Origin of the sequence: Paenibacillus cellulositrophicus (genome assembly GCF_009363095.1) — a bacterium.
In the GTDB taxonomy this organism is placed as follows: Bacteria; Bacillota; Bacilli; order Paenibacillales; family Paenibacillaceae; genus Paenibacillus_AQ; species Paenibacillus_AQ favisporus.
In genome coordinates, this window is the sequence record NZ_CP045295.1 from 875,072 (window position 1) to 892,102 (window position 17,031).

At 52.8% G+C, this 17,031-nt stretch carries 17 protein-coding genes; all 17 read right to left on the reverse strand.

All coding sequences use genetic code 11. The features are described 5' to 3' along the window. Positions 1 to 6: 6 nt before the first annotated feature. Positions 7 to 696 (reverse strand): response regulator transcription factor, encoded by a 690-nt coding sequence (locus GCU45_RS03865; protein ID WP_152398133.1) that lies wholly within the window; start codon positions 694 to 696, stop codon positions 7 to 9. A gap of 147 nt (positions 697 to 843) precedes the next feature. After that, positions 844 to 1,875, reverse strand: coding sequence for a thiazole biosynthesis adenylyltransferase ThiF (locus tag GCU45_RS03870; RefSeq protein ID WP_152398134.1), 1,032 nt, complete (start codon positions 1,873 to 1,875; stop codon positions 844 to 846). A gap of 102 nt (positions 1,876 to 1,977) precedes the next feature. Then, on the reverse strand, positions 1,978 to 3,531 hold the full coding sequence (locus GCU45_RS03875; RefSeq protein ID WP_105442246.1) for an ABC-F family ATP-binding cassette domain-containing protein: 1,554 nt from the start codon (positions 3,529 to 3,531) through the stop codon (positions 1,978 to 1,980). Positions 3,532 to 3,676: 145 nt separating this feature from the next. Then, complete coding sequence (locus tag GCU45_RS03880; RefSeq protein WP_152398135.1) at positions 3,677 to 4,672, reverse strand: hypothetical protein; 996 nt, start codon at positions 4,670 to 4,672, stop codon at positions 3,677 to 3,679. After that, entirely contained in the window at positions 4,659 to 5,213 is a 555-nt protein-coding gene (locus tag GCU45_RS03885; RefSeq protein ID WP_145947766.1) for a hypothetical protein, read from the reverse strand. The genes GCU45_RS03880 and GCU45_RS03885 overlap by 14 nt, the downstream gene beginning before the upstream one ends. Next, positions 5,206 to 5,619 carry a hypothetical protein gene (locus tag GCU45_RS03890; protein WP_152398136.1) on the reverse strand — a complete coding sequence of 138 codons (414 nt, stop codon included), beginning with the start codon at positions 5,617 to 5,619 and terminating at the stop codon, positions 5,206 to 5,208. The genes GCU45_RS03885 and GCU45_RS03890 overlap by 8 nt, the downstream gene beginning before the upstream one ends. 29 nt (positions 5,620 to 5,648) lie before the next feature. Then, positions 5,649 to 6,131, reverse strand: coding sequence for an ABC transporter permease (locus GCU45_RS03895; protein WP_076171305.1), 483 nt, complete (start codon positions 6,129 to 6,131; stop codon positions 5,649 to 5,651). 14 nt (positions 6,132 to 6,145) lie between these two features. Continuing rightward, entirely contained in the window at positions 6,146 to 8,221 is a 2,076-nt protein-coding gene (locus GCU45_RS03900; RefSeq protein ID WP_152398137.1) for a hypothetical protein, read from the reverse strand. Next, positions 8,211 to 10,118 (reverse strand): ATPase, T2SS/T4P/T4SS family, encoded by a 1,908-nt coding sequence (locus GCU45_RS03905; protein ID WP_152398138.1) that lies wholly within the window; start codon positions 10,116 to 10,118, stop codon positions 8,211 to 8,213. The genes GCU45_RS03900 and GCU45_RS03905 overlap by 11 nt, the downstream gene beginning before the upstream one ends. After that, a complete protein-coding gene (locus GCU45_RS03910; protein WP_152398139.1) occupies positions 10,119 to 10,964 on the reverse strand; it encodes a P-loop NTPase family protein in 846 nt (281 codons plus the stop codon). Beyond that, the gene (locus GCU45_RS03915; protein WP_152398140.1) at positions 10,961 to 11,674 is read right to left on the reverse strand and encodes a hypothetical protein; all 714 of its coding nucleotides are present in this window, start codon (positions 11,672 to 11,674) and stop codon (positions 10,961 to 10,963) included. Before GCU45_RS03915 ends, GCU45_RS03910 begins: the two co-directional genes overlap by 4 nt. Before the next feature lie 81 nt (positions 11,675 to 11,755). Beyond that, on the reverse strand, positions 11,756 to 12,784 hold the full coding sequence (locus tag GCU45_RS03920) for an SAF domain-containing protein (RefSeq protein ID WP_152398141.1): 1,029 nt from the start codon (positions 12,782 to 12,784) through the stop codon (positions 11,756 to 11,758). A gap of 34 nt (positions 12,785 to 12,818) precedes the next feature. After that, on the reverse strand, positions 12,819 to 14,303 hold the full coding sequence (locus GCU45_RS03925; protein WP_152398142.1) for a serine/threonine-protein kinase: 1,485 nt from the start codon (positions 14,301 to 14,303) through the stop codon (positions 12,819 to 12,821). Positions 14,304 to 14,518: 215 nt separating this feature from the next. Beyond that, positions 14,519 to 15,589 carry a 23S rRNA (cytidine(2498)-2'-O)-methyltransferase RlmM gene (locus tag GCU45_RS03930; protein WP_152398143.1) on the reverse strand — a complete coding sequence of 357 codons (1,071 nt, stop codon included), beginning with the start codon at positions 15,587 to 15,589 and terminating at the stop codon, positions 14,519 to 14,521. Between the two features lie 7 nt (positions 15,590 to 15,596). Then, positions 15,597 to 16,370: an ABC transporter ATP-binding protein gene (locus GCU45_RS03935; RefSeq protein ID WP_145158771.1), complete on the reverse strand. Its 774-nt coding sequence runs from the start codon at positions 16,368 to 16,370 to the stop codon at positions 15,597 to 15,599. Then, on the reverse strand, positions 16,367 to 16,687 hold the full coding sequence (locus tag GCU45_RS03940) for a thioredoxin family protein (protein WP_105442235.1): 321 nt from the start codon (positions 16,685 to 16,687) through the stop codon (positions 16,367 to 16,369). Before GCU45_RS03940 ends, GCU45_RS03935 begins: the two co-directional genes overlap by 4 nt. After that, positions 16,684 to 17,025 (reverse strand): cyclic-phosphate processing receiver domain-containing protein, encoded by a 342-nt coding sequence (locus GCU45_RS03945; RefSeq protein ID WP_152398144.1) that lies wholly within the window; start codon positions 17,023 to 17,025, stop codon positions 16,684 to 16,686. Before GCU45_RS03945 ends, GCU45_RS03940 begins: the two co-directional genes overlap by 4 nt. Positions 17,026 to 17,031 lie beyond the last annotated feature (6 nt).

Sequence of the window (17,031 nt, forward strand, 5' to 3'; positions counted from 1 at the left end):
GTAGGACTATTGGCCTTCTTTTATTATATAACCCACTCCGCGCACGGTGTGAATCAGTTTTTGCTTAAATCCGCGGTCAACCTTTTTCCTCAAATGCCGGATATATACATCCACGACATTGGTCACCATATGAAATTCGAATTCCCATACATACTTCAAGATGTCCTCACGGCTGCACACTTGGTTCACGTGCCTGGCCAGGTACAGCAGCAGGTCATATTCTTTTGCGGTCAGTTCAATGGGGATACCACCGCGCGCTACCGTTCGGCTCTTTGGTTCGATGTCCAGGTCGGCAATCGTGACCGTCTGTCCGTACTGTTCTTCGATCAGCCCGAACAGCGACAGCAAATTGCGGATCCGGGCCAGCAGTTCGTCGGTGTCGGCAGGCTTTTTCAGCACGTCGTTTGCGCCTGCACGGAAAAGCCTGGACACAGGCAGGTCCATATCGGACGGCGTCAAAACGACGGCGGGGAAGCGCCGGCCCTTCTGCTCACGCTGGACGGTGCGAATGAGCCGGGTCAAAGGCACAGCGGAATCGGTCAAATCCATGAGCAGCAGGTCGACCGGATGGCTGCGCGAGTATTGAGCAGCTTCTTCTTCGTCCACAGCAATATATAGTTCGAACCGCTCTTCCAAAAGAGCGTCTACGACCTCACTGTCCCTCGCCAGTCCCATAGCCAGGATGCTTTCGTGCATGTCAGCCCACCGACTTTTTTAGTATTGATAATGTGCGGTCAGAACCGCTTGCTCCGGCGAGCACGCCGGTTGTTTCCCTTTAGGGTGGCCACAAAATAAAAAACCATTCCGGAGTACGGAATGGTCTGATTTTGAAAATGATGCCTTTTACCCAAAATACCGATGATACAGCGACCTGGCCTCGGGAATATCCTTCGTACCGTGCACCAGCACCCTCCCGTCGGCAAAGATGACCATCCGCTTCGATTCCAATTGAAACGAGACCAGAAAAGGGTTGGCGTCGACGATACCCTCTCCGAGCTTGGCCAGCCGGTCGGCCGTTTCCGCCAAATCGAGGGACCGCTTGCTTCCTGGACGGATCTGAACGGTATCGCGCCCGCAGAGCACGTCGGTTTTCTCCAGATTTGAGGCTGACAGGTAGGGGTATGTCCGCCGATGACCACAGGTCGGGCAATCCTCCATTTTTGCATGGTCTACGCCGATTGTGATCCACTCGTTGCGCCATAGGTCAAAGGACACGAGTTTGTTCGATAGCGCCTCGGGATGCCCGCTTAATAGCTTCATAGCCTCCGTAGTCTGGTGGGCTGTCACCATCTGCACGGCCTGTGGAATGATGCCCGCTGTGTCGCAGGTGTCTCCACCGAGCGGGACTGTGCCCAGCAAGCAGTTCAGACAGGGCGTCTTGCCCGGAAGAATGGTATAGGTGATGCCATAGCTGCCGACGCAGCCCCCATATATCCAGGGAAGGTCATGCTTGTGGGCGAGATCGTTGATCAGTAGACGGGTATCGAAATTATCGGTACCGTCCATGATCAGATCCACTCCGCGGACCAGCTCCTCCAGCTCATCGACGCGCACGTCCATAATGTGGCTGTCGATGACAATTTCCGAATTGATCGCCTCGAGGCGCTGCTTGGCCGCTACCGCCTTCGGCAGCCGCCGCTGGGCGTCTTCCTCGGAAAACAGCTGCTGCCGCTGAAGATTGCTCCATTCCACGTAATCCCTGTCGGCGATCGTGAGATGGCCCACCCCGGAACGGGCTAGCGTCTCGGCAATCGAAGTGCCAAGCGCCCCCGCGCCGATAATGAGAACGTGGCTGCCCGCCAGCCTCTGCTGGCCTTCCCTGCCCAAGGGGGCAAACCGCTCCTGCCGGGAGTAACGGTCTCCTGTATGTTGCATCGCTCATCGTTCCTTTCATAAAAAGCCGCCATCCCGAAGGAAAGCGGCTATGATATGCTTTTGGTTATTGTTTGTTGCGAGTGCTCGATATTTACAAGGCAGTTAAGCCCGCTGTGCGGACCACTCTTCTACGTTCCAAATTTTGGTGACCCAATCCTCATAAAAATCCGGTTCGTGGGAAACGAGCAGCACCGTCCCCTTAAATTCCTGCAGGGCGCGCTTCAGCTCGGCTTTGGCCACGACGTCAAGATGGTTTGTCGGCTCGTCAAAAAGGATCCAGTTCGCTTCACGCATCATCAGCTTGCACAACCGGACCTTTGCCTGCTCGCCGCCGCTGAGCATATTGAGCGGACGCGTAATGTGCTCGTTCTTCAGGCCGCAGCGGGCCAAGTGAGCACGCACTTCGTGCTGGTTCAAAGACGAGAACTCATTCCATACGTCGTCAATCGGCGTGATGTTGCCGGGGCGGACCTCCTGCTCAAAGTAGGCCGGATACAGAAAATCACCAAGGTACGTTTTGCCGCTGATCGGCGGGATTTTACCCATGATCGTCTTCAGGAGCGTCGATTTGCCGACGCCGTTGCAGCCGACGATAGCGATTTTTTCTCCGCGTTCAATCGTCATGCTCATTTTTGGAAGCAGGGCGTGGGTATAACCGATCTCGAAATCGATCCCTTCAAACACCGTCTTGCCGCTGGCCCGTGCCTCTTTAAAGTTAAACACCGGCTTGGCCGCTTCTTCAGGACGATCGATCCGCTCAATGCGCTCCAGCTGCTTCTCACGGCTCTTCGCCCGGCCGGAGGTCGAATAACGCGCCTTATTCCGCTGGATAAAGTCTTCCTGCTTCTTGATAAATTCCTGCTGCTTCTCATAGGCGTCGATATGCTGATTCTTTGAAATATCCGCCATTTCCAAAAACTTCTCGTAATTGGCCGAATACCGGGTCAGTTTAGCGAATTCCAGATGATAAATGACATCGACGACCTGGTTCATGAATTCCGTATCATGGGAGATCAAGATAAAGGCATGCGGATAATCTTTCAGATACTGGGTCAGCCACTCGATATGCTCCACGTCCAAATAGTTGGTTGGCTCGTCGAGAAGAAGAACGGTCGGTTTCTCGAGCAGCAGCTTGGCCAGCAGCACCTTGGTGCGCTGACCACCGCTGAGGGCGGCCACGTCCCGGTCCAGCCCAATCGCATTAAGGCCAAGACCGTTTGCCATCTCTTCCACTTTGACGTCGAGCATGTAGAAATCGCCGATATCCAACTGTTCCTGAATATCGCCCATCTGCTCAAGCAGCAGCTCCAGCTCTTCGGGAGACGCATCGGCCATTTTCTCGGTGATCTCCATCATCTCTTTTTCCAGCTCCAGCAGCGGCAGGAAGGCATCCTTAAGCACATCACGGATCGTCTTGCCCGGCGTCAGCTTCGTATGCTGGTCCAGATAGCCGTAGCGGACCTTAGGCGTCCATTCCACCTTGCCGTTGTCCTTCAGCAGTTGTCCCGTCAAAATATTCATCAATGTTGACTTTCCGACACCGTTGGCACCGACGAGTCCTACATGTTCGCCGGCCAGGAGGCGGAAGGATACGTTTTTAAACAACGTGCGATCCCCGAAATTGTGGGAGACGTTTTCGACTGTCAATAAGCTCATAGCTGAATTTTGCGCTCCTATCTATGATAAAAATTCATTTTTAGTATCAAGTCATTGAAATGACATTCAAGTCATCATTTTATCATAAGAAGGAGCAGGCCGTAAAACAGAAATCCACGAAATCTTTGTTTCTTAATTGAAGAAATCATTGCGACTCGAAAGCCCGTGTGCACGGTTTCTCAAAATAGCCGTTTGCAGCCGCTTCTTTGGCGCTCGTGAAGGTCTCCGCTGCGTCCAAATCATCGGCACAATCACCTCTGGAATAATAACGGATACCTGTTCGGTGATCCACCCCCGCCTTGATAACGGTGGACTTGACCAATCTCCCGCTGCCCAGCGCGTAATTGTTCAATGCTTGCTCGCCGATAGGGATGCCTTGGATAAACGCCAAGATGCCAATATCGTCGATCGAGTTATTCCACTCCTCCTGTGAAATGAGCGGAAGCGTAAACACGTAGGACGCGCCGTTTCGGGCTGCCTTTTCATTATGCCTGTTAATGACATTGGCCAGGTCGTCCTCGACCGCCTGAACGATGGTCGTTCTTCTTACCTGCTCATACCGGACCCCATCTTGCAGCAAAGGAATGGAAGAAGTCGGTCCGAGCTCCCTTTGAAGTCCCCTGATCCAAGTGCCCGAGCCGGCTTGATAAGCTTCTACGACATTATCGAGCGTAAAATGGACCAGATTGCCTGCCCGGTCGCTGTAACTATACGGCTTTTTCGGAAGCCATAGATGCTTGGCATATGCCATGCCGTCAGCTCCCTTATATTCCTCCTCCGCGTACACCCAGTATCCGTCGTAATCGATCACAACTACGGCCGGAATGTAACGGTCCAGCACCTGCTGGGCAGCCGCGTCTTCTTCGATCCCCAAATTGGCATACAGTGTGTAGTAAAACGTATCAAGGGCCAGCTCCTTATCCGCTTTAAAAAATTTCGCCGAGCCGTAGCCTGACTCAAACTCCTGCCGCTCATTGACGTTCAGCATGCTCCCCGCGTCCTGAACGGCTGTTCTCAAGGCTGTAACGTACTTCAGCTCGGTAAAACGAACATTCCGCTGATCCTGAACATGGTAACCCACGATCAAAAAGACCGGAAAGAATATGACGATGAATACGAGGCAAAAATCAGTAATCTTCATTAAGTACCATGCCTCCATACGGAAAAGCGATCACTGCGGCCTCACCGGTCAATGCCCCTGTAACGAAATCGAACATCACCGTTCCTGCCGTCCGGTTCACATTTTTGACCGTAACTTTAAAAAAGTCTCCGGCCGTGAGCTTGTAGACTCTCGATTCATCGTCTTTGGGAACCGTAGTGTTGGGAAATATATGATCCATAATGTCAGAGGTATAATATCCGTCATAAACGGTGCTGAACTTGTTTTGAAACGTACCCGGGTTAGCCGCGTCAGTATATTCCGGTTGATATTTCTTGTGAAGATGCTCCATCTGCACGTCGAACTCGTTGCCCGTCGCCTGAATTTCTTCGAGAAATTGCTCATACATCACTGGACTGATATAGCCCTTGTTCCTTACGGCATCCACGAACTGCGTCACTGCATTATAGACGACGATGCGGGACAGGTCGTCCTGCCTCTGCGAAGCTTCCGCTGCCGGATAAATATACATGACGACCACGGCCAGCAGCACCGCCGCAAACTTCGAGATGGCGTTACTCATGGCTTGTCTTCTCCCTATTCTCCGACTTCGCAAAATGGATGCCGGTCAAGACGCCGGAGTCGCCCCACTCATAAGCAACGGAGTACAGCGCGCCGGTCTCGATCATTGAGAAATCAAACCCATCCTCCCTTGGACCTCCGGGAACAATTGCACCGTCTACCGAAATCCGGACACCCGGATCGTTAAGCCCCATCATACTGAACACAACTTGAGATCCGCTTACCCAATCCTCATGCGATGCTTCCAAAACGGGCTGTACGCTTCTCAACTGTCCCTGGGCGGCGCTCCCTGCCCCGTTCACGGCACGGTTCAGTTCCCCGGTTAAGCCTAGAGCGAAGATGCAGGCGCTGATAAACAAAATGAAGGCTATACTGACGGAAATCATGCTTTCTGCATGCTGATTCATAACCTAAGTCACTCCTTCACCGTCCCTGCCTACTGCTCAAATATAAGTCCCCGTACTACATTGGAGCTGTCCTTCACGATGCTTGCCTTAAACTTTCCGCTTGGATTGACATACTCATTGCTGGACTCGTTGGCGGTTTCCGTCAAGTTTCCTACACGCTGCCCTGTATTGATCACCGAACCGTAATTGTCGCTCGCAATATCGGCGCTGATGTTGAGCTGATTGCCGTACCACTGCCCCTGTCTGTTTTTGCCCGTTTTCACCAAAATGCCGAATTGGTCCTTATCCTTGAACTTTCGCAGTGCATTCGTCACCTGGGAACCGCTGATGCTTGTTCCGTCATAAACCGTAAACGAAGCCTGGGACAGCTCGGTCTGGATGTCCGAGAAATTGTTCTGCGCGGTTTTTGTAGCTTCCTGCGCCGATATAAACAGAATGACAACAATCGTAATGAGGGCGATCGTGAGAAAAATGCCTGCGGCTACTTTTAATGCACTGGACGCGTTGTTCATAAGTTTACATCTCCTTATATTTTTTGAATTTGCTCGTAATAGATGTTCATCTGCATGAAGCTCATCGCAATCAGCGGGATGACTAAATAGATGAAAATCAAGGAGTACATGGGCGCAAAGCCGATCAGCCTGCCAAGACCCGCTTTTGTATCAATGATCCGCTCATAATCCTGTTTTCGCTGCTCAAAATAAAAGGACATTTCGCCTTCCAAATCGTCGAAAGCCTGGCTGATCGGTATTTTTTCCACGGAAAGGAGCAGCTTGTCCACGATTCTTTGAAACTCGGTGAACCGCACCTCCTCCTTCAATTGCTGGAGAGCCATTTCCCCTCCGTGGTCATAATGGATGAGACACTTCTGAATCGGAATTTTGAATATGACGGCAAAACGGTCCATCCACTCCAAAATTTCCTCCACCGAAATCCGGTCCATCTCCCTCAGCATCGAAATGACGGTCTGGTACTGATAGACTTCATGCCGCATGTCCATATAGCGGAGCTTTCTCTGGAACAGAAGCAGCCAGAAAGGCCATTCGTATCCAAGCATGCCGGCGAAGAGGCACAGCACAAGCTCCCACCATTTAAAATACTCGTTGTGATAAGCCTGAAGCTTGCCGAGGATCCGGTTAGCCGAGTCTACAAGCTCGTCTTTGCCGAGACCTTTGCTTTCAGCCTGCTGCAGCTGTTCGGCAATCTCCGCATAGGTAGCTTCCGCCGACATGTTCACCCTTCTCATGACCTCTAGATCCCGGCTGCTGAGACGCTTGCCTTCCTCTTGCTGGGTGATGGTCGTCTGCCCGAAGAAGCTGTCCTGAACCACCGGATCGTACATGATGTGATGCCTGGACATCTGATGAAGATACAATGTCATCGTCAGCGTAACCGCAAACACAATGAGGCTGTAGACGACTCGCCGGATGTAAAACCATTCATAGGTCAGCTCGGTTCCGGTTTCCTTCATCAAGCGGACCACTTTGGAATAATCAGCGCTTCCCGGATGGGGGGCGGCCCATGCGGCCATTACCCGGAATAACGGAACACGCGATATTGCTTTCTCCCATGGGCGGCTGTTCCTTCCCGCCCGGTATGTAGTTTCATCATTCTGTTGAAGCTTTTGCAGCAAAACAAACGACAGGATAATCACGATATAAATGAGAATTTTGGCCGCATACCCAAGCTTGCTCATATAAAACTCATCCATCGCCGGAAAGCTGCTTCTGGCCCATCGCTCGATCGGCTTGGTAAAAAACAGGGGAACTAACGCGATCACGTTGAGGCCTTTTAACAGATAATCGAGCTTGCTTCGCCGCAAAATTTCCAGATGGATTTCCTTCGTCAGCCCGCTAAGCCCCTGCAAATAAATGGAGCCCTGCTCCTTCACCTTGTCGCCAAACTCCATGATCATGTAAGAAATACCGGCAAATGCTTTTAAAAAACGGTTGGGTGCAGCTTCATAGTACTTCTCCAATTCTTCGGAAGGGTTGCTGCTGATCAGCGCCTCGGCAATTTTTCGGGTATGAAGGCCTGCCTCGTCCTCTACCGATTCAGCCGCCTCCTGCAGCGCTTCATCCACCATCCCGTGCTGATGATACCGGTGGCGGATATCCGAAAACAGATCGAGCATTTGGACGAGCAGCCGCCGCTCCAGCCGGTTAACCACCATGTCGATCAACAGGCTGTTGATCACCACCGCAGTAAGCAGAACCAGCAGAAGGAAACTTAAGCTGGGGTTCAGCAGAAACAGCACCGCAACTGAAATGCCCAGTGTCCCCAGTATGGAAAGTGTAACCTTCATGACCTCTTGGCGGAGATAAAATTCCTCATACGCATGAACGCCGCTTACCCGTTTCCTTACTTTTCGGATATAGGCTGAAAGGAGCGGAACAGAACAACCTACGATATAAGCGGTTTGAAGAAATTGCTGCCATCGTTTGCGCAGCATCAATTCATCCTTCGGACGCGCAGGATCGCTCAGCAGCTCCAGCCGTTTCCGCCGCGACCTGTTATTCAGCCACATCATGACGGCATAGACTACCGCAAACAACGCCAGAGAAATGATCAGGATCAGGAACAGCAGACGCCTAACTCCCATATCCATTCCCCCAGTTCGTCTGAGCAAAATCCTTGAACATGACAGCATCTTCCACGCTCATCTGCTCGGCCATTTCCCTGAAATTCCTCTCGGAAATGGGTTCTGCGGCCACATATCCTCCATCGCGAAACTCGATGATGTTCCGGGAGGAAAAGGAGCTCTGGTCATGAACGCGGCGGTAATATTCCGCCTGCAGTTGCATGAAGTGGCCTAGCATCTTCCTGACACTCGCGTGGGTGCCCCCTTCAATCATGCCCAGCGGCTCCTTCTCCTTGGGGATGCATTCGGTAATCCGTTCGATGTACCGTTTGCCGGCAGCATCCCGTTTCAAATGAATGTCAAAGTTGATGACTTGAACCACCTGCTGTTCAGCAACGGCTTCATGGTGAAACACGCCGCTCTTCAGCAGAGAATTCCGCAGGGAGAAGATCAAATCGCGAAACGTCTTGGCGTGATGCGTAAATACGGTAAACAAGCTGGCGACCTGGGACATTTGGATCATCCAGGAGGAAACCCCGTCGCTGGCCACCTCGCCCAATATATTGACCGTGCCGTCCGTCTTTTTCTGAAGGTCCAATCCTTCCTGTCCGGTAATGCGATCTGTCTCCCGGAACGATAAAATGTTTCTGCGGCTGTAGATCTTCCGGAGGTGGAGCTCGAACGCCATTTCCTGCACCCGCAGTGTATAGGTCGGGTAGATATGCTCGATCATCGCCATCAGAAGCGTCGTTTTACCCGAGCCCTGGGCCCCCGTGATGGCTGTAATTCGGCTCCCTTTCATGAGATAGCGCAGCATTTGGATCGGAAGCTGGGCGTTGTCCCCGGTGACCAGCTGCTCCAGCGTCGCGCTGCGGATGTCAAACTTACGGACGAAAAAAGCCCATGACTCCGAAAACGGCGGCCTGACCACCACGACGCGCGACCCGTCCTTCATTTCGTTTACTTTGTAGCCGTTAGCTTCCGACAGCTGACCGGGGTGATTGTATTTATAAATGTTCTGGCAGACACGCTTCAGCTCAAGCTCGGTCCCGAAAGACAGACAGGCCATATGAATCGTTTTGCCCCTGTAAAATATCCACACGCTTTCGGTCATTCTGGCTTTACGATCTGGCTGAACCGAAGCTTGCAGCATACGCAGCGGGTCCAGTCCATAGGAGGCGGCGAATGACTCGTCAGCCAAAATACCGCTCACACCGCCGCTGACCCCGTCAATCCGCTGATCCCTGAGCTCATCGATGACCGAAAACCCTTTAAACTGCTGGTAAATACGCTGAACGACAATCTCCAGCTTCTCCGAAAACGTCAGGCTTCGGGATTCATTGGCATACATTTGTTCCACATCGCTGGCGGTTACAGCATAAACTGGCTCATCGCCATAACCAGGAAGCACGCGCAGTTCGGCTAAACCGTTCAGTTCGAGCATCATCGACAGCGCGTCCTGGCCATACTGCAGTTTGTATAAATAAAAGATGATTTCGAATTGATCCTGTACGTTCAAAAGCCGTGGATCCGCAAACGGAATCGCCTGGTCTATGTTGCCCTCCGTCACGCCATAACTTTTGACCAGCAAATCGGCCATAAACTGCTTCACGTATTGCTTTTCATGAACATCTCCGGAAATGCAGTTCTTAAGCGCTTTGCGCAGCTCACTGCGCTGATTCAGCCTGCGTTTGTATTCTTCTTCATGCAGTCCCAGGTCGGTTAGTTGACTGTGGGTCAGCTCATGAAGGGTCTGTTTGACGAAGGCTGTCATCGCTTCGATCGTAAATTCAACGCCGGTTGTCCTGGATACAGGGGGCCGTTTGCGCAGATCAAGCCATCTCAAGTAAATGAAAAGAGCTGCAAATAATAGAATGATTGCCATAAACAAAATGTTGAACAGCGGTCCGGAAAACATTCAAGCTCCCCTTCCCACCATCTTCAAAGCGGGTATTTCAAGCATATTCATCAGGTCTTTGGCCAGCTGCCTTATGCTGCCGTAGAAGTGTGCCGATGGGTGCCGCTCATTTAGATTGCGGCTGCGCTGCATATAGTTCATGACACCATGCATGTTCCACGCATCCATGAAATCCGTATTGTAAGGAACACCATGAAGAATGCCCTTATACCCGAATCTGCGTTTAATGTTGTGAAGCGTGCAGTGGGATTTTTTGTCGTAGCGCCCAAGGACAAGGATAACCGGCTTATCCTTTAACTGGTCGGGATAGTGTATCCCGCTGAAAAAGTGTTCCAATCCCTGAACACTCTGCGTCAGGCTGACGACGATCAAATCCGCCTGCTCCAGCATCGCCCCGTCCCCCGGATCCCCGGCTGCCCCCATCCCGGACCCGGCATCCAGCAGCACCAGATCATAACATTGGTTGGCGATCGTTACGATGGACTGCACCGATTGCGCGCGATAACCCGGCAGCGTTCCTCCCCGACGGTCATTTCCCTGGACGAAGTCGAGACGCTCAGGCAGCACAGGGATCGTGTAATCCCGGAAATTGTCCCTGAATAAACGCCGGTTAACCGCAAGCCTTTCCAGCGCGTCCATACCGTGATCGTGAAACGACACGAGGGAATGGTCGAGCACCAGCCTGCTGCTTCGGAACGCCCCTTCCACACGTTCCCCCGCCGTACCACCGTGACCGAGAAGGATGCGCAGGCGATATTCCAAACCGAGGCAAGCCGCAGCCGCTGCTGCGTGCGCCGAACTTCCGCTCCCTCCCTCTAACGGGCTCCAAAATGCTACTGTACTCATACTTTGCTCCTTTCTGCGCTCCGTAAGGCGCGATGGATTGTTTTCGGTTCCATATCTGTCAGAAGTCTCATCAGCAGGCATAGATTTTTTTTATATATTCGGCTTAGGCGTCTGATCCGTACCTTCCGGGTATGATCGTTCTGCAGCTTCAAGGCATAATCCGTCTCGACCCACGGGATGACGACAGATGCTTCCTTCCATAGCACAGGGAGGCTGCCGAAATATCCTTCCGCGTACCCTTCGTCAAAAAAATCATCCACTGCCCGGACGTACACTTTATAGAATTCCTGCTGCGTACTGCCGAGATGCCCGTGTAACAGGTCTTCCAACCAATCCCTTCCCTGCTCCAGCGTCCAAATCTCATAATCGCTGACCCATACCAACGCAGCGGCGCTTTCCCAGGAATCACGGGGACAAAATTCCGCCTGCTCCATATCAAACACAACTACGTCGTATTGCTCTATCGATGTCCCGACTAAGGCTAGATGTTCCCTCAGTTCGGATTCATCCGCAAAACCCGAAGCGACATCAAAGCCGGAAAATTCCGTTACAGACAGTGGTTTGTCCAGCTGTCCGATATACAGCGGATATTTGTGCTTCTCGGTCGCATCCACCAGCAATACCTTTTGCCCTGCCGCACGAAGCAGCATGCACACATAGAGCAGAAGCTCGCTCTTGTCGCATATTCCGGCAAAGATCCACGTCTTCACCTCATCACCCCTGGCTTGTCGATTTCTTCAAAGATCCACGCATCGTGTTGCTTTGCATACATACAGCTCCGGCTATCTTAACTATGGTTGATCCGTTGAACTCCCACCCTCTTTCACTGCCTGTTCCAGCAGCTTGTTCTGCTGCGGTTGGTCCAACGTAAACGAGTCCTCTGACTCCCCGGCAGGGGTTGAACCGTCCGTCTGGAACGAGCTTGGCGTGCTAGAGGAAGATCCTGAGGCCTGACCATACCCTGAAGAATATTCCGACGCCGAAAATGAGCCGTTCCCTGGAGATTGTGCATCCGCGCGGGCAAGGTCGCTCTCCAGCGCTGTGCGCACGGCCTCAGCCAGCGTCTGCTCCGCTTTGTTTACGATGTTAGGGTCGCTCGCAATCAGTTTCATCACGGCTTTATTTACCGGATAGGTCGGGACCGCCCTGCTCTGCATTTCCGGTTCAACGTAAGTGAGCGCATATAATGCGGCATCATGCAAATAGGCATCCACCATGGCGCTCGACAAAGACAAGATCTCCTGCTCGTTCATCTTGATCCACATCGTTGGCGAAGCAAGCTTATCTATCTTTTTCTTGGACAGCACGATGTAGTCCTGACCGGAAGGAAACTGGATCCGTACGTCGACGGAATCTCCTTGCCTCAGGTTGGAGGGCAGTGAGACCGCCTTCATCTCCCGGTTTCTTAAATCCGGCGCTGTCGGCTGGCCATCATACAGCATCGCTTCGGTTAGCGGCGTACCTTTGCCAAGCTCGATCTTGGCAGTCCTTCCCGCAGCTCCGTCCTTGTCCGTGATCAGGTTGCCAGGGGCAGCCTCGAGCGGAAGCTTGATCTGAATCAGATCGCCCTGCTTGATCGTCTCTCCGGGAGCAACATCGCGGGAGATGGTCCACCCGGATGCCATCGACTTCTGCGACTGGAGCTGAGCCTTCTCCAAATCGGCGATTTGCCGCTGGTAGTGGCGCTCTATCACTCCCTCCCGTTTGTTGTGCTCCATCGCGTTCCAGACCGCATAGCCTGCAAACAGCAGCCCCATCGCCGAAGCGCCTGCCAGGCCTGCATAAATCAAGTGTTTCGTTCGCTGCCTTAACTTTGACATACTTCCCGATTACTCCCTCCTTCATAGTCGCATCTCAGCTTAAGCCAAACCTGAACTTTCGTCTGCGCTCCGCGACCGGCAGCAGCCCTTGGAATATCCGGACAAATGCCCGGTCCATCTCATCACATTGGTCAAAAGGATCCACCTGTAGCGGGATGGAAAATACCCGGGACGTGCCCAGCGTACGCCGCAGCCGGTGTACAGCGTCCTGCGGTGCGAGCGGAAGAAAGTACATCCACTTATGCTGCGGATGACTGGACAATTGCTGGACCAGCCCGACCAAATCCTGGTGCTTCCACTCCGCTCCCGATCCGACAATAATGGGAATATCCGCACGCAGAAATTCCTCCAGCCGGTCATTACCGAAATAAGCTCCCAGATCCATCACCACAAAGCTGTAGCTTCCACCAAGCAGGGAGATCACGTCTGCCCTCCCGGTTTGCCGCCAGTAATCCACGCCCTGCACCTCAAACTTGCGCTCACCCGTTTGCGCGCTATCTGTCCTGCCGGCAGCGATTCTCTGAATCCGGCCGAACGCCGGCGATTGCAGATTCATCTCGACAAGGGCTACTTTGCCGTAGCTTCGGGCTAAATAATGCGCGACGGCAATCGCCGTATGGGTTGTCCCCGTGCCGCTGCCGGCCCCCATGACCGCGATCACCAGCGTTCCCGGAAATCCCGGCTTCCTCCCCGCTTTCAGTCCCACCGGTCCTGTACCCAGCATCCCGATGGAATCCAGGACCGAGCGTACCTCCTTGGCCGATTGGTACCTGTCTTCGGGTTCAATGCTCAGCAAGCGGCGGATAATAGGGATCATGCCTTTCGGAATATCAGGGCGGATCAGTTCCTGTACCCCTTCCTTCCATTCGCTGCATTTGCCGCCTGTGGACAAATACAGCATCAAGGCGCCCAAGCCGTACAAGTCCGACCTTGCGTCGCTTTGCCCCAATCCATACTGCTCCGGGGCCGCAAATCCGACCGTACCGAGCTTAACGGTGTCCTGATATTGATCCTGCTTGTAATTTCTGGCGATCCCAAAATCGATCAATCGGACTTCCAGCTGGCGGGCAAGCATGATGTTGGATGGCTTCAGGTCGCGAAAAATGACCGCGGGTTCATGCTCATGCAGATACTCCAGCACTTCCAGCAGCTGATTCGCGATCTGCAGAATAGTTCCAGCCGGGAGCCTGTATTGGTTCTCCTTAAAATACTTCTCGAGCGTGACACCCTGAATGAAGTCCATGACCAAATAAGTGAACCCTTCTTCATCCGATGCAAAAAAATCGACGATTCGAGGGAGACGGGGATGGTTCAATGAGATGAGAAGCTCAGCCTCATCCTGCAAGCCCTGAAGCAGCTCGGGCCTCGACGGTGTCTCCTTGACGGCCCACTGCTTGCCTGGAAGCTTCAGGTCCGCTGCCAGGTATACCCGGCTCATACCCCCTTCCCCAATGCTGGCGATTACTTCATACCTCCCTCCAATCCTTTGTCCGGGACGCAGCCTGGAAGGATGACTCATCGTATACACAACCTTTCTGAACGACAAAAAAGGAAAGCACCCTCTGGATGACGACGTGGCTTGGGCCACGATCGTACTCCGGGATGCTTTCCCTATATTATCGTTTGGTTAATTTTGGTACTAGTATAAAATAAATTGTCGGATCTCGCAAGAAATATTTTCCAAACCCATTCACTTCGTCAATTCAGGCAAATGGGCACAAAATTTTAATGGACTTAATATTTAATCATATAAAGTGTGATCTCGTCCCGATTGTGAAACAGCTGCTTGGCTCTCTGAACCTGCATCTCAGCCTGCTCAAACGACGAAATGACATCATCAATTAATGCCATCGGTTTCTTATGCATCAGCTTCACCGTTACAACCGCCGTTCCTCCCGCAGCCAGGCTTGGCAGCAGCTCCTTCACCAGCTTCACCATCTGTTTCGGACTCCAGCTCATATCACATACAAGAAGATCAAATTCCTCATCCTTGAATTGTACCTCTGAGGCATTTTTCCGGAGGATCCGCAGCGCGGGATGCCCTTGCAGCGACTCATGCATGACCGCCGGGTCCACGGCCGTAACCTGTAAACCGCGCTCCAGCAAAAAGGACGTCCAGCCTCCAGGCGCCGCTCCGATGTCAAGCGCCTTATGAAAAGCGGTGAAATCGATGCCAAAGCTGTGCTCGGCTTCGAGCAGCTTGAATTTGGCCCTGGAGATCTGTCCTTCCTCACGCTGAAAGCGGATTGCTCCGCCGCTCCAGTCCGACAAGTTGTCGGATGGCCGTGAAACCCCGGCGTACAGCATGCTTCCGGCGGCAAAAATAGAAATGATCCACTCCGGATCCTGCACGACGAAATCCGCCCCGAGGTCGCTCAGCATCTCGGCCAGCGTTTCGCGCAGTTTGCCCGCGCTGTCCTGCCATAGGCTGTCGTCGGATTTCCGAACCTGAAGCGACACGGCTGCGCCATGAAGCTCCCTTCGGTTCCGAAGGAAGGCGCTGACCTCACGGACCGCCTGATCCATGTCGTCTGCATTTTGCTCCAGCTGCACAGGCTGGATGTGACGCAGAAAGATCGGCGGGCTGCTGATAATCATGTCTACGGCCCGGCCGGCTTCTTCATTTAGCGTTAACAGGAACACCTCTCCCGACACGAGCACGCGGCTTTTCAGGCTGCCGAATTTGCGGCGCAGCTCTTCCTGGGCATAAGGAGCGAAGCCATGGTTTGCCGTGCATATAAATCTTGAGATGGAATCTGCCGATTCCTCGCTGTTTTCATTATTCGATAAGTTATGATCAGTCAAAATGGGTTTACCCTCCAGAAATCACTTTAATCCATGGACGTCCTTCATCCCATTCCAGTTTGGCAGGAATGTCGTAAGTCCGCTTGATCAATTCGTTAGTCAGCACCTCTTGCTTTGGACCGGAACCGGCGATTTTGCCGTCACGGATGAGCGCCACATGGGTGAATAGAGGCACGATCTCTTCCACATGGTGGGTCACATACACCACGGTCATATTCCGCTGGCGAAGCCGGTCGACTTCGGCCAGCATCTTTTCCCGCTCATATAAGTCCAGGCCCGCACATGGCTCGTCCATGATCAGCAGCTTGGGGTCTGCCATCAAGCAGCGTGCCAACAGTACCTTTTTCCGTTCGCCCTGAGAGAGCGTGCCGAAGGGATGCTCCGCATGTCCTCCCAAGTGCATATCCTTCAGCAGACTATAAGCCTTCTCTTTTACGTCCGCCGGAATCTCCTGATAAAACCGCAAAAAAGCGTACGCTCCTGTCGCCACTACTTCCCAAACCGGGTCGCTGAGCGACAGCCTTTCGATCAGCGAAGGGCTGATATAGCCGATTTCTTTGCGCACTTCCCGGACATCGCACTCGCCATATACATTACCCAGTACTTCAATTGTACCCGAGCTGGGAAAAAGATAACCCGTCATCATTTCCAGCATCGTCGTTTTACCCGAGCCGTTTCTCCCGAGAATCGCCCAATGCTCCCCCGGTTTTATTTCGAGAGACACATGGTCAAGAATGAGGTTGTCCTCTCTTCTCAGCGTCACGTCCTTCATCGAAATCATGAAATCACTCCCCTAATTTCCTGCAGCAGGTCCTCCACGGAGCCCATGCTGTACCGGATAGACGGCTTGGCGCTGCGGTTCGCGTCGGTGACGAGGAGCGCAGGCACGCTGCGGATCTGATACTGCTGAACGACCTGCGGCAGCATGTTCACGTCCGCATCCGCCACAATGCCCTCCGGCAGCAAATGCTCCGCCACTTCAAGCATTCGTCTGGCTGCTTTACACGTGCCGCAGAAAGGAGTATACAAAAAGACGGCCAGCGGCTGCCCCTTGGTCCAAAGCTCCTTCAGCAGCTCCTGCTCGCTTAGATGCCTCATTGCGTTTCCCCTCCCGCAACCCGCTCAAGCACATCCGGAGGCATTGGGCCATTATGAAGCACGACATGCTCTGGCTTATGATGATAGAGCAGCTCATACATTTCCTTTTTCCCCCACATACTCGACGTATGCAAATAAATCTCCTGCGGGAATAAGGCGTCCGTAATCATATGCTTGACCACGTCCTTGCCGGTCATTTCACCGGGTCCCAAGTCAAAATCTAGCGATAATATGCCAACCTCGCACTCCTTAAGTATCAGAAGGCATTCCTCCGCATTGCGAGCGAGGGTAAAGCCTTGTGGACAGCGGCGATAGTCATCCAAAAACAGATGGATCACGCTCGG

What these genes read in the sequence shown, in the direction of transcription:
- GCU45_RS03865 (WP_152398133.1), bottom strand. Translation starts at nt 696, where the DNA reads ATGCACGAAAGCATCCTGGCTATGGGACTGGCGAGGGACAGTGAGGTC.
- GCU45_RS03870 (WP_152398134.1), bottom strand. Translation starts at nt 1,875, where the DNA reads ATGCAACATACAGGAGACCGTTACTCCCGGCAGGAGCGGTTTGCCCCC.
- GCU45_RS03875 (WP_105442246.1), bottom strand. Translation starts at nt 3,531, where the DNA reads ATGAGCTTATTGACAGTCGAAAACGTCTCCCACAATTTCGGGGATCGC.
- GCU45_RS03880 (WP_152398135.1), bottom strand. Translation starts at nt 4,672, where the DNA reads ATGAAGATTACTGATTTTTGCCTCGTATTCATCGTCATATTCTTTCCG.
- GCU45_RS03885 (WP_145947766.1), bottom strand. Translation starts at nt 5,213, where the DNA reads ATGAGTAACGCCATCTCGAAGTTTGCGGCGGTGCTGCTGGCCGTGGTC.
- GCU45_RS03890 (WP_152398136.1), bottom strand. Translation starts at nt 5,619, where the DNA reads ATGAATCAGCATGCAGAAAGCATGATTTCCGTCAGTATAGCCTTCATT.
- GCU45_RS03895 (WP_076171305.1), bottom strand. Translation starts at nt 6,131, where the DNA reads ATGAACAACGCGTCCAGTGCATTAAAAGTAGCCGCAGGCATTTTTCTC.
- GCU45_RS03900 (WP_152398137.1), bottom strand. Translation starts at nt 8,221, where the DNA reads ATGGGAGTTAGGCGTCTGCTGTTCCTGATCCTGATCATTTCTCTGGCG.
- GCU45_RS03905 (WP_152398138.1), bottom strand. Translation starts at nt 10,118, where the DNA reads ATGTTTTCCGGACCGCTGTTCAACATTTTGTTTATGGCAATCATTCTA.
- GCU45_RS03910 (WP_152398139.1), bottom strand. Translation starts at nt 10,964, where the DNA reads ATGAGTACAGTAGCATTTTGGAGCCCGTTAGAGGGAGGGAGCGGAAGT.
- GCU45_RS03920 (WP_152398141.1), bottom strand. Translation starts at nt 12,784, where the DNA reads ATGTCAAAGTTAAGGCAGCGAACGAAACACTTGATTTATGCAGGCCTG.
- GCU45_RS03925 (WP_152398142.1), bottom strand. Translation starts at nt 14,303, where the DNA reads ATGAGTCATCCTTCCAGGCTGCGTCCCGGACAAAGGATTGGAGGGAGG.
- GCU45_RS03935 (WP_145158771.1), bottom strand. Translation starts at nt 16,370, where the DNA reads ATGATTTCGATGAAGGACGTGACGCTGAGAAGAGAGGACAACCTCATT.
- GCU45_RS03940 (WP_105442235.1), bottom strand. Translation starts at nt 16,687, where the DNA reads ATGAGGCATCTAAGCGAGCAGGAGCTGCTGAAGGAGCTTTGGACCAAG.